At 42.8% G+C, this 22,129-nt stretch carries 20 protein-coding genes; 12 read left to right on the plus strand and 8 right to left on the minus strand.

From position 1 onward, the window contains the following. Positions 1-2,424: retention module-containing protein (locus B6N13_RS17625; protein WP_169460142.1), on the minus strand; the 2,424-nt coding region annotated here is incomplete at its 3' end. A 464-nt stretch (positions 2,425-2,888) separates the two neighbouring features. Between B6N13_RS17625 and B6N13_RS17630 the strand changes: the two genes are divergently transcribed. The 5 genes from B6N13_RS17630 (at position 2,889) to arsJ (ending at position 8,148) form a co-directional block, all read left to right on the plus strand. Beyond that, a complete protein-coding gene (locus B6N13_RS17630; protein ID WP_169460143.1) occupies positions 2,889-4,379 on the plus strand; it encodes a SulP family inorganic anion transporter in 1,491 nt (496 codons plus the stop codon). Between the two features lie 31 nt (positions 4,380-4,410). Then, on the plus strand, positions 4,411-5,262 hold the full coding sequence (locus B6N13_RS17635; protein WP_169460144.1) for a universal stress protein: 852 nt from the start codon (positions 4,411-4,413) through the stop codon (positions 5,260-5,262). 215 nt (positions 5,263-5,477) lie between these two features. Beyond that, positions 5,478-5,822: a metalloregulator ArsR/SmtB family transcription factor gene (locus B6N13_RS17640; RefSeq protein WP_012069554.1), complete on the plus strand. Its 345-nt coding sequence runs from the start codon at positions 5,478-5,480 to the stop codon at positions 5,820-5,822. 35 nt (positions 5,823-5,857) lie between these two features. Continuing rightward, positions 5,858-6,877: an ArsJ-associated glyceraldehyde-3-phosphate dehydrogenase gene (locus B6N13_RS17645; RefSeq protein ID WP_169460145.1), complete on the plus strand. Its 1,020-nt coding sequence runs from the start codon at positions 5,858-5,860 to the stop codon at positions 6,875-6,877. Between the two features lie 44 nt (positions 6,878-6,921). Continuing rightward, positions 6,922-8,148, plus strand: coding sequence for an organoarsenical effux MFS transporter ArsJ (gene arsJ, locus B6N13_RS17650; RefSeq protein ID WP_169460146.1), 1,227 nt, complete (start codon positions 6,922-6,924; stop codon positions 8,146-8,148). On the opposite strand, the gene B6N13_RS17655 is transcribed toward arsJ, so the two are convergent. The 7 genes from B6N13_RS17655 to B6N13_RS17685 form a co-directional block, all read right to left on the minus strand. Then, positions 8,145-8,438, minus strand: a complete 294-nt coding sequence (locus B6N13_RS17655) for a type II toxin-antitoxin system RelE/ParE family toxin (RefSeq protein ID WP_012069551.1) — start codon at positions 8,436-8,438, stop codon at positions 8,145-8,147. The two genes, arsJ and B6N13_RS17655, sit on opposite strands and share 4 nt — an antisense overlap. Before the next feature lies 1 nt (position 8,439). Continuing rightward, the gene (locus tag B6N13_RS17660) at positions 8,440-8,661 is read right to left on the minus strand and encodes an addiction module protein (protein ID WP_012069550.1); all 222 of its coding nucleotides are present in this window, start codon (positions 8,659-8,661) and stop codon (positions 8,440-8,442) included. Between the two features lie 144 nt (positions 8,662-8,805). After that, positions 8,806-9,267: an NfeD family protein gene (locus B6N13_RS17665; protein ID WP_012069549.1), complete on the minus strand. Its 462-nt coding sequence runs from the start codon at positions 9,265-9,267 to the stop codon at positions 8,806-8,808. Between the two features lie 2 nt (positions 9,268-9,269). Beyond that, positions 9,270-10,208 (minus strand): slipin family protein, encoded by a 939-nt coding sequence (locus tag B6N13_RS17670; RefSeq protein ID WP_169460147.1) that lies wholly within the window; start codon positions 10,206-10,208, stop codon positions 9,270-9,272. A gap of 200 nt (positions 10,209-10,408) precedes the next feature. After that, complete coding sequence (locus B6N13_RS17675) at positions 10,409-11,476, minus strand: low specificity L-threonine aldolase (RefSeq protein ID WP_169460148.1); 1,068 nt, start codon at positions 11,474-11,476, stop codon at positions 10,409-10,411. A gap of 114 nt (positions 11,477-11,590) precedes the next feature. After that, complete coding sequence (locus tag B6N13_RS17680; RefSeq protein ID WP_169460149.1) at positions 11,591-12,187, minus strand: GNAT family protein; 597 nt, start codon at positions 12,185-12,187, stop codon at positions 11,591-11,593. A gap of 145 nt (positions 12,188-12,332) precedes the next feature. Further along, complete coding sequence (locus B6N13_RS17685; RefSeq protein ID WP_169460150.1) at positions 12,333-13,478, minus strand: GNAT family N-acetyltransferase/peptidase C39 family protein; 1,146 nt, start codon at positions 13,476-13,478, stop codon at positions 12,333-12,335. Positions 13,479-13,801: 323 nt separating this feature from the next. Here B6N13_RS17685 and B6N13_RS17690 point away from each other — a divergent pair, with 323 nt between their 5' ends. The 7 genes from B6N13_RS17690 to B6N13_RS17720 all read left to right on the plus strand — a co-directional run bounded on the left by B6N13_RS17690 (position 13,802) and on the right by B6N13_RS17720 (position 21,991). Next, a complete protein-coding gene (locus B6N13_RS17690) occupies positions 13,802-15,280 on the plus strand; it encodes a RimK family protein (RefSeq protein ID WP_012069544.1) in 1,479 nt (492 codons plus the stop codon). Positions 15,281-15,582: 302 nt separating this feature from the next. Further along, the gene (locus B6N13_RS17695) at positions 15,583-16,722 is read left to right on the plus strand and encodes a tyramine oxidase subunit B (RefSeq protein ID WP_169460151.1); all 1,140 of its coding nucleotides are present in this window, start codon (positions 15,583-15,585) and stop codon (positions 16,720-16,722) included. Positions 16,723-16,781: 59 nt separating this feature from the next. Next, entirely contained in the window at positions 16,782-17,204 is a 423-nt protein-coding gene (locus tag B6N13_RS17700) for a RidA family protein (RefSeq protein ID WP_012069542.1), read from the plus strand. A 21-nt stretch (positions 17,205-17,225) separates the two neighbouring features. Next, positions 17,226-18,518, plus strand: coding sequence for an FAD-binding oxidoreductase (locus tag B6N13_RS17705; protein ID WP_169460152.1), 1,293 nt, complete (start codon positions 17,226-17,228; stop codon positions 18,516-18,518). Positions 18,519-18,550: 32 nt separating this feature from the next. Beyond that, positions 18,551-19,930: an APC family permease gene (locus tag B6N13_RS17710; RefSeq protein ID WP_012069540.1), complete on the plus strand. Its 1,380-nt coding sequence runs from the start codon at positions 18,551-18,553 to the stop codon at positions 19,928-19,930. Between the two features lie 77 nt (positions 19,931-20,007). Next, the gene (locus B6N13_RS17715; RefSeq protein WP_012069539.1) at positions 20,008-21,087 is read left to right on the plus strand and encodes a methyl-accepting chemotaxis protein; all 1,080 of its coding nucleotides are present in this window, start codon (positions 20,008-20,010) and stop codon (positions 21,085-21,087) included. A gap of 70 nt (positions 21,088-21,157) precedes the next feature. Further along, entirely contained in the window at positions 21,158-21,991 is an 834-nt protein-coding gene (locus B6N13_RS17720) for an AraC family transcriptional regulator (protein ID WP_012069538.1), read from the plus strand. Positions 21,992-22,129: the final 138 nt, after the last annotated feature.

Consider the following 22,129-nt stretch of genomic DNA (forward strand, 5'->3'; position numbering starts at 1 on the left):
TATTTGTGCAGCGGTTAAAACAATGCTTTGGGGTGTAGTGCCATCAGTTATTGTAATGGTATCACCTACCAAGGCTCCCGCTGGTACGCTCACCTTCACATCAACATCACCAGATAATTCAGCTTTATTGATTAAACCATCATTATTGATATCTTCAGTAATCGTCACTGTTGGAGCTAAAAGGTCATTATCTATAATGGTTGCAGCACCAGACACACCGCCTACATTCAAAGTAAAGGTTTCACTACCTTCATTGATGCCGTCATCTGTCGTTGATACTGTCGCTTCAAACTCAGTAACGCCTGCTGGCACAGTAATCTTTCCTGTGCTGGAATTGTAAGTAACTCCATTACTAAACGTCACATGTGATAGATCTGTATCGTAGTCATTGCTGCCCGCCGTGCCGTTCGTCAAGCTGAATTCGTACGTTTGCGCCATGCTGCTCGCGTTGCTTAGACTCACGGTGAACACCGCGTTTTCACCTTCAATCACAGCGTTTCCATCGGCATTTACCGCCGAGCTCACACCGCTAACTGTCGGTACACCATCACCATCAATAATCGTGGTCGTTGCACTATCAAAGGCGATAACTCCAGTCACACCTTCTAAATTGATAGTAAATTTCTCGTTACCTTCATAAACAGAATCATTAATAGTAGGAACATTTAAAGTAACTTTCGTGACGCCAGCAGGAACCGTAAGAGAACCATCAGAACCAATCGCCAATGATTGAGTTTGACCGTTTTCATCCACATAACTCGCGGTCATGGTGCCAATATCATCAGCACTTGCAGTATTAAAGGATGTCGATAATTTAACGGTAACATCCGTTGGAGAAGCTTGGTTGAGTGACAAGGTGAAAATTGCATCTTCGCCTTCAGGAGTGAATCCATTGTCATCAAGACTAGCAATGACGGTACTTTTATCTTGATACGTGCCGTCAGTTGACTCTGATGTAGCAGTAAACTCATTACCTGCAGCATCGGTACCAGTAACTCTTGCGCTAATTACATGATTAGCATCACCAGCCAAATCACTACCCGCTACATCAATACTATAAGTAAGATCACTAGTTACAAAACCTGTGTATTGCACATTGTTAATGGTAAGTGTAACTGTATCGCCCTCAGCAGCATCACCATCCACTCTCCCTGTAATCGTTACAGTACCACTCGCCTCAATAGCATTAAGTACATCATCACCAGCTATTGTATCAATGCTAATAGAGGCACTTGCTTGCGTATCTAAAGTGACATCTAGTGGAGTAGAAGTCKCTGTATTRCCAGCATTATCAGTCACTTTAACGGTAAGAGTGTTAGCACCTTCAGCTAATTGCCCATTAGTCGCTGTAAAACTCCAACTACCATCTGCTGCTTGTACTGCGTTACCTAATTTTGTTGTGCCGCTGAATACTTCAACAAGGGTCACATCACTATCAATGTTAGAAAGAGTGAATGTGGCGGTGGTGTCATTTGTTAGATTGTCGACTGAAGAATCACCAGTATCACTTGCTGAGACCAAATCAATAATTGGTGTACTAATTGCTATATCAACCGCATGAGTCGATGAGCCTGTGCTCTCAACTGTATTTCCAGAACTATTAATGGATGTTACAACTGCATCAAATTCTGTATCCGCCGCCAAATCCGAACCAGCAACCCCAACAGACCAAGTACCAGTTGAGCTAACGGTGGTTGTGTAAGTTACGCCATTAATGACCAAGACAACTTGATCACCTTGAGAAATATCTCCACCAGTAGCTGTACCTGTTACAGTTATAGTTCCATTCGCTTCAGCTTTATTTACAACATCATCTTCAGTGATAGAACTAACCGTGACAGTACCTGCAATTGCCGGAACATTACCTGTTACTGGAATCGTTCTATTTGACGTTGAAGGTGTGGTATCTTGAGTTTGTGTAGTTGGCCCACCACCATTTCCGCTTGTATCATAGCCATATGTTGGCAAAGCACTTGATGAGTCATTACCAAAAGTAGGAAGTGCAGTGTTATCATTTCGATCAATATCGACATCGACACGTTGCTGCTCACCTATAGCCTCACCTGCTGCCGGAGCTTCTTGAACTAAGGTAGGGTCATCACCCGCTAAGATGGCATCTTGTAGCGCGTCTACGTCTGTGGATGAGTCTGCAACCAGATCTTCGTTATCTCCTGTGTTGTAGATTTCATCAGTTATCTCGACAATAGAGTCACCACCAATAACCACTTCGGTACCATCAACGAAGGCTATAGTCACACTACTATTGCTGCCCGTCACAACAGTCTCGCCAAAGAAAACCGCGTCACCGATTTTCACCACACGCTCTTGGCCATCAATGGATTGAATCGTCACTGAGCCGGTTAACTTAGTGATAAAGCCGATCGCGTTGCCTAGTGTTGCAAATGGTGCTTGACTGTCGCTCATGATACGTTCCCTAAAAAGAAGACTAAAAGTAAGTCGTAATAGTTCTATAATTACTCTCAAGATAGGGCAGAAAAGGCAAGGTAGCTATTGTACCTTGGTACAGTCAGTCCACTTTTTTAACATTTTCCATCCTTTTTTGGTTCTTTTTTAGCTTCCTCCCTAAATACCGCAGCCCTTCTGCTCCATTGTCATTGCTATGCATAAATCAACTCTTTATAATTTCTGTTCTTTCGGGCACAGATCTTAAGCACGTAAGAGTCAAACGCTGCACGATACCTATTTCAGAGTCTCTAGGACTCACTCAATGAGCCTTTATGGGAGTGTTTCGCATAGCCCTAATCATGGCGCAATATTTCGAACTCATTTTTATAAAAAACGGCTAACAAGATAAAAAGCCTATAAAGCAAACCGCCAATAAGAATTAGCGACTGCTTATTTGCTCCAATTTATTCAGAAGGTAATACATGATCGATACGATAAAACGAGACTGGTTCTCAAACATTAAAGGCGACTCTCTCGCTGGCACCGTGGTTGCGCTTGCTTTGATCCCAGAAGCGATTGCATTTTCCATAATCGCCGGCGTTGATCCTAAAGTAGGCTTGTATGCCTCTTTCTGTATTGCCGTGGTTATCTCATTTGTTGGCGGTCGCCCTGGAATGATCTCCGCCGCCACGGGTGCGATGGCGCTGTTAATGGTGACCTTGGTAAAAGAGCATGGCTTAGAATATTTACTTGCCGCAACCTTGCTTACCGGCGTATTCCAAATCATTGCGGGGTATTTAAAGCTCGGCGCATTGATGCGCTTTGTCTCGCGGTCCGTCGTAACTGGCTTTGTAAACGCCTTAGCCATTTTGATTTTCATGGCACAGTTACCTGAGCTAACCAATGTTACTTGGCACGTGTACGCCATGACAGCTGCGGGCTTGGGTATTATTTATCTATTCCCACTCCTTCCTATCATCGGTAAAGCATTCCCTTCACCATTAGTATGTATCGTCGTACTGACTGCTTTTGCGATGGTGTACGGTTTAGACATTCGTACCGTTGGCGATATGGGCGAACTACCCGATACTCTGCCTATCTTCTTATGGCCAGACGTTCCGTTAAACCTAGAAACCCTAATGATCATTTTACCTTACTCACTTGGCCTTGCTGTGGTCGGTTTGTTGGAATCAATGATGACAGCAACCATTGTTGATGAATTCACGGATACAGGTAGTGACAAAAACCGCGAGTGTAAAGGCCAAGGTGTTGCCAACATTGCTTCAGGCCTGTTGGGTGGCATGGCTGGTTGTGCCATGATTGGACAATCCGTTATCAACGTAAAATCTGGTGGTCGTGGTCGTCTTTCTACCTTTATTGCTGGTTTCTTATTGTTGATCATGGTGGTTTTCTTAGACGATCTGATTAGTCAAATCCCAATGGCCGCTTTGGTTGCCGTGATGATCATGGTGTCGATTGGTACTTTTTCTTGGGAATCCATCATCAACCTGAAAAAACACCCGTTATCGACTAATATTGTAATGTTAGCTACCGTTTCTATTGTGGTTGCCACACACAACTTGGCAATCGGTGTATTTGTCGGTGTGCTGCTGGCATCTTTGTTCTTTGCTCACAAAATCGGCCGCTTTATGGTGGTGAAAAACGAGCAAGGCGAACAAACAGGTCATCGTACTTATAAAGTCATCGGACAAGTGTTTTTTGCGTCGTCAGATCAATTTAATGCGTCTTTTGATTTTAAAGAAGCGGTTGAAAGAGTTACGATTGATTTAACCGATGCACACTTTTGGGACATCACAGCCGTATCCGCTTTGGATAAAGTAGTAATTAAATTCCGTCGCGAAGGTGCCGAGGTTGAACTGGTAGGAATGAACGAAGCCAGTGCAACAGTCGTCGATAAATTTGGGGTTCACAACAATCCTGAGGAAGTCGAAAAAGTAATGGGTGGTCACTAAAACACCCTCGAATAATAACAAGGAGTGCAACATGACTAACATAATAGCTTGTATCGATGGTTCTTCTCTATCTGAGTGTGTCACCACCGCATCCGTGTGGGCGGCCAAGCAAATGGGCTCGCCATTAACCTTGATGCACTCCTTGGAAAAAGAAGCGGTGAGAACCGATGACGATCTTTCTGGTTCAATTGGCTTAGGCAGCCGAGAACATCTGCTAGAAGAGCTTGTTGCCCTGGATGCTAAACGCGCTAAATTAGCCTTAGAGCATGGCAAGCTGGTGCTCGAAAACGCCAAAGAATTTGCTCATAAGGCTGGCGCCAAGCAAATCGAATTGCTGCAGCGTCATGGCGATTTAGTCGACAACCTCCTCGACCTTGAGGAAGAATCTCGGCTTATCGTCTTGGGTCGTTGTGGCAGCGGTCATACGCAAAGTGCTCACACCATTGGCTCTCACATTGAGCGAGTCGCTCGCACATTGCATCGTCCAATCTTAATCAGCGTCGGCAAATTTAAAGCGCCAACAAACTTTATGATTGCTTACGATGGTCGTGAAGCTGCAGATAATGCGATCGCACGTATCGCGCAAAGCCCGTTACTGCTTGGCCTACCTTGCCATCTCGTCATGGCAGGAGAAGCGACACCTGAGCGCAGAGCAAAATTAGAAGAAGCTCATCAACGTTTGGAAGAAGAAGGTTTTGACGTCACGGCATCTATCATTCTAGGAAAGATCTATCCAGTGCTGACTCAATACCGTGAAGAGAACCAAATCGAACTCATGGCAATGGGCGCGTATGCCCACTCTAAAGTTCGTCAATTCTTTGTTGGCAGCAACACCAGCAAGATGATAATTGAGAGCGATATTCCACTTTTGATTTTGCGTTAGAGCATTCAATTTCTATCAAACTATACTCATCAAGCAATATCCATCAAGGGCGACTTCCTCGGAACTTGCCCTTTTTATTGCCTTCGATTTTTCCACTTCCAGCCAAAATAATAGATGAACTTTTTGTTAAATGTTCGAAATTTTAATATATGGTTTTGCATATATATGTTTTTCCACATACACTTCTATCAACATTAACTGATGTGTTTTTTACAATGAAGCCCGATCATTTCTACAAAGCGCTCGCCGATGACACTCGATTGCGAAGCCTATTACTCATAACTCAATATCAAGAACTGTGCGTTTGCGAACTCACCGAAGCACTAAATGAAACGCAACCTAAAATATCTCGCCACCTTGCCCAGCTACGAAAAAATGGCGTTCTAAGTGATAGAAGACAAGGACAATGGGTGTTTTATCAATTGCACCCAGAACTGCCCAATTGGGCGAAGAGTGTCTTACAAACCACACTAGACAACCAAATTTTGTGGCTAAAAGACAACATAGATCAGCTCGAAACCATGGGTGGCAGGCCAAAACGTACTGGAACTTGCTGCTAAACATCTAATTTTCATCATGCATTTGAGACAACACAATGACTATTAAAGTAGGAATAAACGGCTTTGGTCGTATGGGACGACTTTCTTTTCGCGCAGCTTTTGACTGGAACGATATAGAGTTTGTGCAAATCAACGACCTAAAAGGTGATGCAGCCACACTCGCTCACTTGGTTAACTTCGACTCGGTTCATGGTCGCTGGCACAACGAGGCAAGCAGCGAAGGCAACAATATCATTGTGAATGGCAAAACCATCACTTGCTCACAAAATCGTACGATAGCAGAAACAGATTGGTCACAATGCGATGTAGTCATTGAAGCGACAGGCGTGATGAAGACCAAAGCAGCGTTACAAGCCTATTTAGACCAAGGCGTAAAACGCGTTGTGGTAACCGCGCCAGTCAAAGAAGATGGCGTACTGAATATCGTCATGGGTGTTAACGATAGCGACTACAATCCAAGCTTGCACCCTATCGTCACCGCAGCGTCTTGTACCACTAACTCACTCGCACCAATAGTTAAAGTCTTGCAAGATGCCATTGGCATCAAACATGGCTCTATGACGACAATCCATAGCATCACCAACACACAAACCATCATTGATGCGCCGCACAAAGATTTACGCCGTGCTCGTTCTTGTGGCAGCAGTTTGATTCCAACCACCACAGGCTCTGCAACCGCTATTACGCATATTTTTCCAGCACTAAAAGGCAAACTAAACGGCCACGCTGTTCGCGTGCCCTTGACCAACGCATCTTTGACCGATTGTGTGTTTGAAATGAAACGTCCGACGTCAGAAGAAGAAATCAATCAACTACTCAAAACCGCCAGCGAAGGCGAATTAAAAAACATCCTTGGCTACGAAGTCCGCCCATTAGTATCAATTGATTACCGTACCGATCCACGCTCTTGCATCATCGACGCACTCAGCACCATGGTGATAAACAGTACCCAAGTAAAACTCTATGTTTGGTACGACAACGAATGGGGCTACGCTAACCGCACCGCCGAACTAATGCGGAAAGTTGGCAGATTAGACCTTAAATTTCAAAAATAACCAACACACCTGAAAAAATATAAAGAGCAAAGCGAAAACAACCAATGCTGTCAAAATTACCAAAAAGCGTTCGCCAGTACCTTATCGTCACCGGCAATTACTGGAGTTTCACTTTGACCGACGGCGCGTTGCGCATGCTGGTCGTACTCTACTTCTACCAGCTGGGATATGGCGCATTAGACATCGCTTTGCTCTTCTTGTTTTACGAATTCTTTGGCGTTATTACCAACCTCTTTGGTGGCTGGCTTGGGGCGAAATGGGGACTCAACCGCACCATGAACATTGGCCTCGCAATGCAAGTGGTTGCCCTGTCTATGCTCTTATTACCCACCAGCTTTTTAACCATTCCTTGGGTGATGACTGCACAAGCCTTGTCGGGTATCGCCAAAGACCTCAACAAGATGAGCGCCAAAAGTGCCATCAAAACACTTGTACCGAAGAATGCCAGCGGTACCTTGTACAAATGGGTCGCTCTACTAACCGGCTCAAAAAATGCCCTCAAGGGCGTGGGCTTTTTCCTCGGTGGTTTTTTACTCAGCGCTATTGGTTTTCATAATGCCATTTTAACCATGGCCATTGCTCTTGGCATCGTTTGGCTCGCCAGCTTATATCTACTTCGGGAGGATTTAGGCAAGGCAAAAAATAAACCGAAATTCTCGCAGATGTTTTCTAAAAGCGCTGAAATCAATATCCTATCTGCGGCTCGCCTCTTTCTGTTCGGCGCTCGGGATGTATGGTTTGTCATTGCAGTGCCAGTGTATTTGTCGAGCCAATTTGACTGGGATCACTGGCGTGTCGGCAGCTTCCTGGCCTTATGGGTCATCGGCTATGGCATAGTTCAGAGCCTCGCTCCACATATAACGGGTAAGAAAAAACAGCAAACACCCAGCGGCAAGCAAGCCAGATTTTGGGCCATGCTGCTTAGCGCTATTCCAGCAGCCATCGCGATTGGTTTACAGAATTTTGATCACACATTATGGATTCTATTGAGCGGACTCATAATATTCGGCGTGATGTTTGCTATCAATTCATCCTTACATAGCTATTTAATCGTTCACTATGCCAGTGAAGATGGCGTGTCATTAGATGTGGGCTTTTACTACATGGCCAACGCCATGGGACGACTCATCGGCACAATTTTATCAGGATGGATTTACCAAGACTTTGGCTTAATCGCCTGCCTTTGGGTGTCTTGTGGGTTTCTTATACTTACCAGTGTTATTTCATTCTGGTTGCCACAAAAAATCACCAGTGCAAAAAGCACCAATTAACCTCTTTTCAACCAATAGCCCGGATTTTTACTGTTATGCATGATGGCAATCACATAAAGGTTATCTGAATGCACTTGATAAATGACAGAGAAAGGAAAACGAGATAATAAAAATCTATGATGATTTGCACCGAACTTGGGCCAAGTTCGAGGAAGCGCCAGAATTGTTTTGAATGCAGGTTCAAGCTCTTTAATAAAATCATCACCAAGCCCTTTGGCTTGAAGTTGATACCAATCATAGGAGGATTTAATTTCCTGACTGAGATCAGGATGAAAGGTTAAATTCAACATATTATTTTACAACTTGAGCCTTAATTTCCTCCCAACTTACTGCCTTTACATCGCCAGACAACAAAGCATTGCTGCGATCCTCTGCTAATGCCAACCAAACCGACTCAACATCATTACTCGGCTCACCTTCAAGAGAAGACAAAAGACAATGAGCTGCCAAAGCTTTTTCACTAGGCGTTAATTGCTCCATATTATCCAGTACGGTTTTTAATGCGTCAGACATATGCATCACTCCTATCCACGTTACAAGCAATTCTATCACTGAATGCTAGCTTTTGCCTCCCATCCAAAGCCATAAAAAAACACCAAGCATGTTCGGTTCACAACCGGCATACTTGGCGTTTCTTTAATTAAGAACTAAAGGCGTTTACTTAGAGCTAATCGCTTTGATATGCAATTTGCCTACTTCGGCCTCAGTCACTTCTACTTTCGTTCCAGCTTCAATGGGTTCTTCACTTACCAAAGACCATTCAATACCGGAATAGTGGTACTTAGGAGACTGGGTTGGCGATACAGCTTCTTTCAAATAGAACTGATGATCGGTAAATTCGCTTTTGGCTTTTTTGGTGCTCACCTTAGATTGCATGCGCTTCAATGGCTTCCACAATACTAACGCGGCCAATACGGTCATCACACCAGTACTAAAAGAAGCACTCAGCAAACTATTCGGCAATACACCAACATAAACCAAAGCACCGGTCGTCATAGCAGCTAAACCAACAAAGAACAGCACAAAGGTAGAAAAGCCCAAAACAGCGACTTCGATGACCAATAGAATCAAACCAACAATAAACAAGCTTTGGGCAAGATTATTGGCAATGATATCCATAGCTAGCTCCCTTTCGTCATTTTCTGGATAATCGTCATTGCTTGAGCGACTACAGCAGAAGCTTCCGTTGCGCCATCTGGTAACAAGACAACAGACGATTCTTTGGCAATCGCGCGTTTCGCTTCAATGGCTTTGCTTGCAAGATCAAGCTGAATGGCTTTTTGACCTTCTTCGGTCGCGGCCGCTTCACCTACTTGGCGAAGGGCTTCGGCTTGAGCGGATGCGACGGCAACGATAGCTTTCGCCTCACCTTCTGCGCGCAATACTTGCTCTTCTTTATCTGCTTCTGCCGCCAAAACCACAGACGCTTTTTGACCTTCGGCACGGTTAATCGCAGCTTGACGATCCCCTTCCGATTCCAAAATCTGAGCACGCTTAACACGTTCCGCTTTCATTTGGGCTTCCATTGCTTCCATCACAGATTGTGGTGGAACAATGTCTTTTATTTCATAACGCAACACCTGAATACCCCAAGGACCTGCTGCATCATTGATCGACGCCACAATATTGGTGTTGAGCACATCGCGCTCTTCAAATGTTTTATCCAATTCCATTTTACCTAACTCAGAACGCATCGTAGTTTGCGCTAACTGAGTCACTGCAAAGACATAATTCTCTACGCCATACGTTGCTTTATAAGGGTCTAATACACGGAAATACAATACGCCATCAACACGCAAAGAAATATTATCCTTGGTAATAGCACTTTGCTCAGGCACATCTACCGCCTGTTCTTTTAACGTGCGATCAGCAGAAATACGATCGATAAAAGGAAAGATGAAATTCAACCCTGCCTCTTTTGTAGATTGGTACTTACCAAAACGCTCAATAACGTATGCCTGATTTTGCGGCACAAACTTGATCGAAGTTTTTAGTAGTACAACCACCAGTACAAGTACCAGAGTCTGAACGCTCAATATATAGCTTAATAACTCTTCCATAACAATGAATCCTTAATTTTCAAAACACACCCAACTTATATTCTTTTGATGATGTTATGAATCACCACGTACAAGAACACAAGAGGAACGACAAACTTATCGCCATTACAGTAGGCACTGTTGAGTATCAAATGTCACCAACAATCGCTTAGTACAACTATCCCAAACACACTGTACCCAACTATAGACCTACAAATAGGTTATTTAGTTGCAAACTGTCTCGCACTTTTTATAAAAGCCTCGACACCTTCTTTTGGTGTTCTAAAAGATGTTACCAGCCTGATCACACCTTCTTCCCAACGACCACCATAAAAACCAAAGCCTTCAGCTTGCAGATGGTCGATCATTGGCAAGGGCAAGGTACAGAACAGCATGTTCGCTTGAGCTGGCGTATTAATTTTTACACCCGGAACGGTTTTCAAACCATCTTGTAACAGCGCCATCATAGCGTTGGCATGAGTCGCATTGGTACGCCACAAATCATCCGTTAAGTAAGCAATCATCTGTGAAGACAACAAACGCATTTTTGAATGCAAATGCCCACCGCGTTTACGACGATAACCCAGCTCTTTAGACACTCTATCACTTGAAATCCCTTTCTCTTCAAGAGACTGTTTAAATACCACAATGGCTTCAGATGCCATAACGCCATTTTTCGTCGCGCCAAATGACACTATATCCACGCCCGCTTTCCACGTCATTTCCGCTGGCGTACAACCTAAAGCAAGCAAAGCATTGGCAAAACGCGCACCATCCATATGAACAGGCAAGTTAACCGATTTCGCCACACTCGTAATGGCGTGTATTTCATCTAACGAATACACACTACCGACTTCGGTGACTTGAGAAAGGCTAACAACAGATGGCTGACAAGAATGCACATCACCGATTTTTTGATTGACCAATTTTTGTAGCTGAACAGGATCCATCTTGGCATCAGCGCCACCAATACCAACAAAACGCGCACCACTGGTATAAAACTCTGGTGCAGTACATTCATCATTCAACAAATGGCTTTCAGCATGACACAACACACTGCCCCAAGGCGGCGTTAGCGCACTGATACTTAATACATTCGCTGCAGTGCCAGTAGAGACCAAAAAGACATCCACATCACACTCGAAAAGTTCCGACAACATACGCGTGACTTGCGCCGTGCCATCATCATTCCCGTATGGCATAGCATCGCCTTGTGCAGCTTCCATCATGGCTTTAAAAACGGAATCTGACGCACCGGCAATATTGTCACTAGTAAACGCAACCTTCATTTAGTACTCCTTAAATCAATTCATTCATATCTATGGTTATTATCATGACAGCCTTTAAAAACGAGCGCTTGGATTTTTGTGCAGATATAGCCAATAGACAGATATGCTTTTAATCTAGTTATCTCGTTGCAACCACTCTTTTTTCAAGATGGCGTATTGAAAAGTATTCTCGTATTTAGGCGTACCATCAGGATGATTAACGAAAGTTACAAACTCTATAAAACACCCTTCTTGACGCATCCCCAGCTTCTTACATAAGGCTTGGGAGCGATCATTATCATCTTCCACGTAAGCATAAATGCGTCTAACGTCTTGCTGCATAAATAGATAATCGAGCAATGCCATCGCACTTTCATAGGCATAACCTTTACCTTCATACTTGGCATTGAAGTTCCATCCGACAGAATACGTGTCTGCTTCTTTATGCGGACTTACTGTATTTGCTTCTGCACCCAACTCTTCTTTTTTGTGCATGTCGTCTTTATGCAGAAACAGATCCCCAATCACTGTACCCGTTTCTTTTATGCACACAGCAAGATAAGTATCATCTTGACTACGCTTCTCTGCCTCCTTCTTAGCTTGCTCTAAATTATCGATCTTGCCATCCCAAAAACAACTTACTCGCGGTTCAGCAAGATACTCATATATATCCTCGGCATCCGTAACTAAAAATTTTCTTAAAATTAACCGAGGGGTGATGATGTTTTGCATAATATTGTCCGTACTTGATTGACTTGCAATGCTATGTATTGCAAGTCAATTGTTTGTTTCGAAATCTAAGCTAAGCAGATAGTGTGCAGGAGTGTAACGTGAGGGTATACAAAAACCAATAATGAGAACCGATTACAACAATCGATTAGACTTTCAATACCACCGTGGCTTGAAGACGGCTCTGTCCAAAGCGCGACATTTTTTCAAACTCATCACGGGCAATAGGCACGTATTGGCAATCCAATGGACTTGGCGGATCGTCAGGTAATTTTTTATCGTCGTCTAAGTCTGGATCATGCACAAGAATGCAATGCTCGTCGTAGCCAGACATCACCACCCAATGAGGTGACTTTTTCCCGTCCATACGAAAAGTGCTGATCAAGATAATCGCTAAAGCGCCATCATCAAACGCTTCGATCAATTGCGCCAATGGCATCGCACTATAATGTAAAGGCACACCAACGTCTTCGCATTGTTGAGCAAAGCTTTCATGAACCCGAGTGATCACGTTTTTCTTCAGTTCATTACGCACGCTGTCGACAAATAACGGACCTTCTTCGCTCAACCAAACATCCGCTGACAAGCCACGCTTCTTCGCCGCCAAAGCCAACCCCATAGGGTGACAACCGCCATGACCAGAGGTCATAAAAATCGTCGTCGCTTCACGCCAAATTTCTAACTCATCGTTAGGCGTCGCTTGATAATCAGGATGCATAGAAGACAACACCATTTGCAACGACGCAGGGCCGCACGTAAATGGCGTGCCTTGTGCTAACCAAGGAATCGCGCGAGTGGTTTGTTCATCACCCGCATGACGTAAACGTTTTTGCATACGAATCGCATCGGTTTGGTCTTCGTAATAGGCATCATAATGACCAAATTCCTTGTAACCCATTTTTTGATACAAGGCTATGGCATTATGGTTCACATCACTGACTTCCAAACGCAGCAGCATCTTGCCTTTTTTCAACGCCTTTTTCTCACAGGCTTGGATCAATAATTTTCCAATACCAAGGCCACGTGCTTCAGGCGATACTGCAAGCGAATATAACCGTGCTAAATGAGTACCTTGGCGAAGGTGCAGCAAGGCATAGCCAAGTAGCCCTCCCTCCTGCATTGCGACAAATAGCGCTGAACCAGAACTGGTAATCGCATGACGAAAACTACGACGACTTAACCGATCGCCAGTAAAGGCTTTGCCCTCCAAAACGAGCAATGCTTTTAAATCGTCTATACTCGCTAAACGAACATCAATATTTGGGGGAGAACTGGTGACCGAGCTTGTGATCATTACATCGCCTCTAAAGGGCAAAAGGTCGCTAGGATCGTCGAACCGTAATCTTTATTAATCACTATAAAAGGGAGTAAAAAAGCCACGATTTTACGATGAAAATTTTCGCGCATTCTAGAGCGAAACCTGTCTAAAAGATAGCAAAAGATAGTCTATTTTTTCATCAAAAAAACATTTTATTTTTTCATTTTAGACTATTGTTAAAACAATAAATAAAGCGCACCATCCGCACAAATTGAGGGTGTTTTTTACCCCCCATTTTTGATACAACTTTTAAACACTCAAAATGATTTTTCATTTAAGCAAAAGGAAAAGCATACCCAATGTCACAGACTTACATAGTTGTTGATCAGGCCAAAGATTGGTCAGCGTTTTTACCTAGTGATCGAGTGATCACTTTTACTCAATACTTAAACTTGGCCGCGACAAAAAGCCAAGGGCGCACACGAATCATCAACCTATGTAAAAGCAGCAAATATCTGTCCGACGGTTATTACTGCTCGCTTTTGGCTGAAAGCCGTGGTCATCACGTTATGCCTTCCGTGCGCGTACTTAACGACCTAAGCAAGAAAGATCTATATGAGTTAGAGATATCTCAGTGGTTACCATTGCTTGCAAAAAAACTCGCTAAACCAGAAGCACCGATGGAAATGAAATTCCACTGTGTATTCGGTAAAACGATTCATCCAGAAATGAAGGAATTTGCACGAAAATTATTCGAAAGCTTTCCTAGCCCTGTATTGGAAGTGACTTTGAAATTCCGCAAAGAATGGCAAGTCACCGCCCTCTTCTCTACATCACAAAGTAAACTGAACGACGCAGAAGAAACCCTATTCGCCGAATCCTTAGAAGCTTTTAGCAACAAAGTATGGAGCAAAGGCCGCATTCAACGTGCTGCAAAATTCGACATGGCAATTTTGCTTAACCCAGAAGAAGCTATGCCGCCAAGTGATGACCAAGCGATTAAAAAGTTTATCCAAGCAGGTAAGCAACTTGGTATACACGTTGATACGATTGGTCCAAAAGACATTATGCGTCTGCCGGAATACGATGGCTTGTTTATTCGCGAAACAACCAACATTGACCACCATACCTACCGCTTTGCCAAAAAGGCAGAAGGGTTAGGCTTGGTCGTTATGGACGACCCACAATCTATCATGCGTTGTACCAACAAAGTGTACTTAGCGGACTTGTTTAACACTCACAAAGTGCCGTGTCCTAAAACACGTATCGTACACAAGGGTGAAAGTAACGTGGAAGACGCTTTAGAAGCGGTGATCAGCTACCCAATGGTGGTAAAAATTCCAGACGGCGCGTTTTCTAAAGGCGTGATAAAGGCTGAAAACCGTGAAGCTCTGACCGAAAGTTTGAACACCTTATTTAAAAAATCGTCTTTGCTATTGGTACAAGAATACCTATACACAGAATTCGATTGGCGTATCGGTGTACTGAACAACAAACCCATCTTTGCTTGTCGCTACTACATGGTGAAAAACCACTGGCAGATTTACCAACATACAGGTAGCAAAAGCCAAAGTGGAGGATTTGATACCTTACCAACTTTCGAAGTGCCACGACGCGTGCTACAAGCCGCCATCGCGGCCACCAAACCGATTGGTGAAGGCCTATACGGCGTAGACGTAAAAGAAATCAATGGTCGTGGTTACGTTATCGAAGTAAACGACAACCCAAGTATCGACCGCGGCGTGGAAGACAAATACCTAGGCGATGAACTTTACATGCACATCATGTCAGAGTTCTTGCGTCGCATGCAGGTGAAACGAGGTGATCATCAAGCCTAAACCACCTAACCAACCAACTTAGTAAGTTGGCAATTTAGTTCTTTAAAAGGCGACTAATTAGTCGCCTTTTCTGTTTTTACTGCCCGCTAAGACCATCAAAAAGACGCTAAAAAATACAAAAAAGATATAACAAAAACTTATTTGCCATGTCGCAAAAATCCAATACTCGATAAACCATCAGGACTAGCATGAATGTTAAGACCAATCCTGACAACGGTTTTCATCAAGTAAGTTGTACTTATTTTTGAAATAGCTAAATCAGGAGGAGGCAAAAATAACAACTACCTTCTTGGGGCATTTTTATGACTAACTCTACAAAAATCGATTTTATTTACCTTTCTGAACAAGACATGATCAAAGCTGGCGTAACCAATATGGCGGGCTGTGTTGATACCATGGAAGAGATGTTTCAACTTCTCTACAAAGGTGATTATCGCATGGCAGGTCCAAATAGCGACTCTCACGGTGCAATGATTACATTCCCTGAAGAGCCTGAATTCGAAACCATGCCAAAACACTCACCTGATCGTCGTTTAATGGCAATGCCTGCTTATCTAGGCGGCAATTTTCAAACTTGTGGTGTGAAATGGTATGGATCGAATATTGCCAACCGTGAAAAAGGCTTACCTCGCTCTATCTTAATGTTTACCTTGAACGATGCGGATACAGGCGCACCATTGGCACATATGTCAGCAAACTTATTGTCTGCTTACCGTACTGGCGCTGTACCAGGCGTTGGTGCTCGCCATTTGGCTCGTAAAGATTCTAAAGTCATCGGTTTGCTTGGCCCAGGTGTAATGGGCAAAACATCCGTCGCGGCTTTTATGGCGGTATGTCCAAAACTAGACACGATCAAAATTAAAGGTCGTAGCCAAAAAAGCCTTGATAACTTCATCACTTGGTTAAAAGACACCTACCCACAAATCTCTAATATCCATGTTGTCGATACTCTTGAAGATGTGGTTCGGGGTGCAGATATCGTTACCTACTGTAACTCCGGTGAGACTGGTGATGTTTCCGCCTACCCTGAAGTTAAACGTGAATGGGTTAAACCTGGCGCGTACCTTTCAATGCCTGCTTACTGCCGACTAGATGAAGCAATGGAAAAAACGGACGTCAGAAAAGTCGTTGATAACCCAGGCTTGTACGAAGCTTGGTTTGAGGAAGTTCCTAAACCAGCACATAAATATATCCCTGTAATCGGTGTGCGCTTCATGGACATGATCGCAGCAGGCGAAATGTCCGAAGACGAGCTTGAAGACCTTGGCAAAATTACCGCAGGTGATGCACCTGGCCGTACAAACGAAGAAGAAATAATCATTCTTTCTGTAGGTGGCCTTCCTGTTGAAGACGTGGCTTGGGGTACACAAATTTATCGTAACGCCTTAGCAAACAACATTGGTGTGAAGCTAAATCTTTGGGAAACACCAGAATTATACTAATTCTAAAGTGTCGCCTAATACTAGGTGGCACTTAGTTCAAACATAGTTGAGAGACAAAAATGACAAGTTTAAAAAAAGTAAAAACCGGCTCTAAATTCGAAGAAATTGGCAGTTACTCCCGTGTTGTTGCGGTTGATAATTGGATCTATGTTTCCAACACCGCAGGTCGCAGCCCTGAAACAAAAGAAATTCCTGAAGACATCATTGAACAGACAGCACAAGTATTTAAAAACATAGAAGCGGCTTTAGCCTCTGTTGATTCTTGCCTAGGCGATGTGGTGATGTCTCGAGTTTTCATTCAAAACCCAGAAGACACCCATGCTGTAATGACCTATATAGGTTCCAAATTTAAAGGGATTGATCCTGCTACAACCGTTACTTGTCCACCTTTAGGTTCAAATGTTTATAAAGTAGAAATCGAAGTAACAGCTTATCGCAATGCATCAACAATGGATGTTGAGCAGATAACCATCTCTCAATAGCTTGATTACGGGAATTGCGATATGACAATTACTCTCGAAAAATTCGATACGCCAAACGATCTTCCTGCCTCAACAACCGTTGTCATCATCGGTGGTGGGATTGTTGGCGTCACAGCAGCATTGACCTTAGCTGAACGAAATGTCCCAGTCGTTCTAATAGAGAAAGGACATATTGCAGGCGAGCAATCTTCTAGAAATTTGGGTTGGATACGCAAAACCAGCCGTCATTTTGAAGATGTCCCTATGGCAATGGCGGCGGATAAATTATGGCAAGACATGCCCAATCGAGTTGGCCATGACTTAGGCTATAAACAAGAAGGCATACTCTTTCTAGCCAGCTCTGATGAACAAATGAGTATGCATGAAAATTGGCTTAAATCCGTCAAATCCCTAGATCTTGACTCTAGAATGCTAACGCCGAAAGAAATTGACGATAAGGTACCTGGCGGAAAAGGCAACTGGAAAGGTGGTATTTACACACCGTCTGATGGTCGTGCAGAGCCATCAATTGCTGCTTCTACCATTGCCAAAGCCGCCATCGCTAAAGGCGCTATTATTGTCCAAGATTGCGCGGTTCGAATGCTCTCTACTTCGGGAGGCAAAGTCAGCGGAGTTGTCACTGAAAAAGGTGAAATTCGTTGCGAACAAGTACTGCTTGCGAGCGGCGCTTGGTCAAGACGCTTTTTAGGAAACCACGGTATAACACTACCTACTCTTCCTTTAATTTGTTCTGTAATGCGTACCAAGCCAATGGAAGGACCAACGGATATTGCGGTTGGCGGCCCTGACTTTTCATTCAGAAAACATAAAGATGGCGGCTTCATTGTGACCCAACGTGGCGCCTTAGATGCACCAATTACCCTTGATCATCTCACCATCGGTTGGCGCTATTTATCACAGCTACGTGCTCAACGAAGCTTTTTACGCATTTCATTCGGAAGCCATTTCTTTAAAGACCTTGCCATGAAACGAAAATGGCACGCTGAAAGTAAAACGCCTTTCGAAGATATCAGAACGTTAAACCCTAAACACAACCCGAGTTTAAACAACGAAGCGATGACCAACCTACGGAATGCATGGCCAGTTTTCAATCAAGCAGAACAGGAAGAAGCATGGGCGGGTGTCATTGACATTACTCCTGACTCAAATCCTGTGATTGATCGTGTCGCCGACCTTCCTGGACTGACTATAGCCACCGGCTTTTCAGGCCATGGTTTTGGTACAGGCCCAGCAGCAGGACAGTTAGCCGCGGATATTGTTTTGAATTCAAGCCCCCTTATCGATCCACGACCATACCGGTTCGATCGTCTTTAATAATAAAAATACACTATCGAAGGAACTTCAAAATGAGCGAAAATAATAAATCAAATGAAGCTTATCTATCCGGTACCAAAAAACTCGGCTTAATAAGTATGATGGGCATCTGCATTGGGCTAGTAATAGCTCAAGGCGGTATGATCTCTGGTTTACAGGGCATTGGTATTGGTGGAACAACTTTTGTCGCCGCATTGTTTGCAGCATTTTTGATTGCACAGTTTAACGCTATGAGCTTTGCGGAATTGTCCTTAATGTTTCCTCAAGAAGGTACCCTTGCGACCTATACCCAAAAAGCCATAGGTCACTTCCCTGCTATCGTCGCGGTGTTTTCCGGATATGTCATCGTGGCCACACTAGCTGTGCCTGTGGAGTTATTCCTCGTTGATGCCATGCTAGGACAATTATTCCCGAGTGGATACATAGAAAAATCCGCGCCTATACTCATCCTAGTGATACTGACCATTACTAACTTGGTAGGTGCAGATGTATTCTCCCGTGTACAAAACCTACTAGCTTTCGCCCTAATCAGTGCGCTTATTATTCTTGGTCTTGCTGCCGTAACTGGCGCAAGTGAACCGCACCCTGAACTTACTGGCGGAACAGTAGACTGGGGAATGGGCGGCGTCATGAATGGTAGCTTTATTGGACTAATCGCTCTGGCAATGTGGCTAATGGTGGGCGTTGAATTCATTTGCCCAATGGTCAATGAAGTTAAAAACCCAGAAAAAAATATTCCCCGCGCTATGCACTGGTCACTATTGTTAATTTTGGCAGTATTCTTACTGTTCATCTATGGCGCAAGTCTATACATGGACGCTGCGGCACTGACCTCTTCACCAATTCCATACCTAGACTATGCTCAAGCCGTATTTGGAAAAAGTGGATTATTGATCGCGACTATCATTGGTTTAACTGCCGCCTGTAGTTCAGTAAACACTTTGCTTGCTGCTATTCCAAGAATGCTTCACGGTATGGCGATGCAAAAGCAGGTATTTCCACAACTGAAATCTCTTAACCGATACAACACACCTTGGGTTGGCATCATCATGCTGGCTGTATTCATGGCGATCCCATACTTGGTATTCAGCATTGATTACCTAATCACCTTAGTGATTGCGGCAACAACAAGCTGGTTACTGGCTTACATCGTGGCGCATATTAACGTCATGGTACTTCGACATCGTTATCCAGATTTTAAACGCCCATACAAAACACCTTTCTACCCATTGCCACAGATCATCGGCATTATCGCCATGATTTATGTTGCTCTAAACAACTCACCTTCCCCAGAAATGACAAATACTGTCTTTTCTATTACAGGTAGCATGCTGTTAGTGGTAGGCGTCATTGCCGCCTTATGGGTAAAACTGTACATGAAACGTGGTTTGTTTACGCCAGATATGGATTAAACCTTTCATTTTGGTATTTCAGGGGCATTTTTGTCCCTGAAATATAGAAAGAGATTTCCCCGTTTAGCAGGTTAATTATGTTGTTTAATAATAAAAAGTACATCGCAGAATTAGAAAAAGCGCTAGAAGAGTCACAAAAACAAAACAGATTTCTAGAGGAAGAAATCAATTCATTACGCATACAAAAAAGCGAGCATATTGCTCATGAAAGCATTCCTTCTGACAATACGATTACACTTATAAGTAATCAAAAATCGGTAATTGAGTCTGCGCTAACTGAAATAAACAAGATATCAGATGAATTGTTTGAGCCAATGAGCGCTTCTGAAGGAACAAATGAAAGCATCGAAAAAAATACCCTACAGATTCAAAATCTAACGGAAAAAATGACCGATACAGCCCTTCAGGCTCAGCACAGTCAAACTGAAATTAACGTACTCAAAGACATAACTGGGGAAATAAAGGGCTTCATAGAGACCATCCAAAGCATTTCAGGACAAACTAACTTGCTCGCTTTAAATGCAGCTATTGAAGCGGCAAGAGCCGGAGAGCATGGTCGAGGATTTGCCGTTGTCGCCGATGAAGTTCGATCACTTGCCAATAAAGCTCAAAAATCCAGCGAAAACATTTCCACTTTGGTTGTTCGCATTGATGAACGAACATCTCAAGTAAGTCAAAAAATAGAAAAACTACGCCTATCCGTAGAAGAAACACATACAAGCTTTATAGATCTAAAAACCTCCTTTTCAAATACCGCCATTAACACAAAAAATCTCATGACATCGGGCTATCTATCGATGGCATTTGCTCATACGTCGTCATCCATTCTTGAACTCAATCAATGGAAGTCAAACTGTCTTATAAAAGTGTTAGAAAACGATAAAAACATCAATGATGATCATTTATCAAATACCGACTTCGCAAATTGGTATTACAAGGGCAATGATAATGAATTTGATTTTAGGTCAAATAAAAGCTTTCTTGAAATCCATGAAAAAATTGAAATCATCAAAAAAACCATGAAAACTTTAACCGATCAAAAAACCTTATCGCTGGATAAAATTATCGAGGTAGATCAAGTAGTAACAAGAGAAATAGCAGGTATTAAAGACAGTATGGAATCGGTCCAAAGTTACCTTTTCAAAAAAATAATGTAAATCCGCCGATTCTTACAATACAAAACCAGCTCCATGTATTTCAATGAAAAGAAAATAATAAGGAGCTGCTATGAACAGCATTCATAAAGATTTTAGTATTGCGAATATTCGATCTAAACAACCTTGGTTTGTATTTTGCTCAGCTGGAGAATACTCGGTCAAAATCTCAAGTATTCCATTTATTTCTCATTTTTACAGCTTTGAAGCTAAAACATCTATCGACGTAATCAATGCCATTCCTGATGGTTGCATTGATATTTTATTTGATTGCGATAGTTCAAAGCCAACAGCTATTGTCTGCGGCACAACACTAGAAGCACAAAGTGTCGATTTTATTAATCAGCATCGCTACTTCGGCGTCAGAATGTCTCCAGGTTCCATCCCTAGTTTTCTTGACATTTCTGCTTCAGAGCTAGTAAACCAAAGACCCAATTTTAATGATACTACACATAAAATAAGTGATTTATTCGAAAAAATTGTCAGTCAGAATTCCTTTACCAATCAGGTAAGCATTTTTTCAGATTTTTTAATTAAGTTTGGAATAAGAAATCATTCGTCTCTTACGCAGCAGGTAATAGCACACATTTTCCACTTAAAAGGAAATATTCAAATACAAAATCTTGAGTCGATCACTGGCTACACTAGCAGAACTATTCAACGACAATTTATCAATGACACAGGGATTACACCTAAAGCTTTTTGTCGTATTGTGCGTTGCCAATTTGCTATTTATAACATCAACCTAAACACCAAAATAAAACCATCGGATATAGCCTACAACCTAGGCTTCAATGATCAATCTCATTTTTCTCGCGAATTTAAATCTCTTATCAGCACAACACCAAACGGTTATATCAATCATCTAAAAAACAGCACTTACTTAGAAAAAATACATTTCCATTGACACTTAATTCACATGAAGAAACATTTATAAATGTATGATTTTTGCAATATTTAAAGACGTTCAATAATTTTAATAAAGTCATTTTCGATATACACATAATTTAAAAACCAATATAAAAATTACGTAATGGAGTTTAAA

It is taken from the genome of Marinomonas sp. UCMA 3892, from assembly GCF_012726345.1.
GTDB lineage: Bacteria > Pseudomonadota > Gammaproteobacteria > Pseudomonadales > Marinomonadaceae > Marinomonas.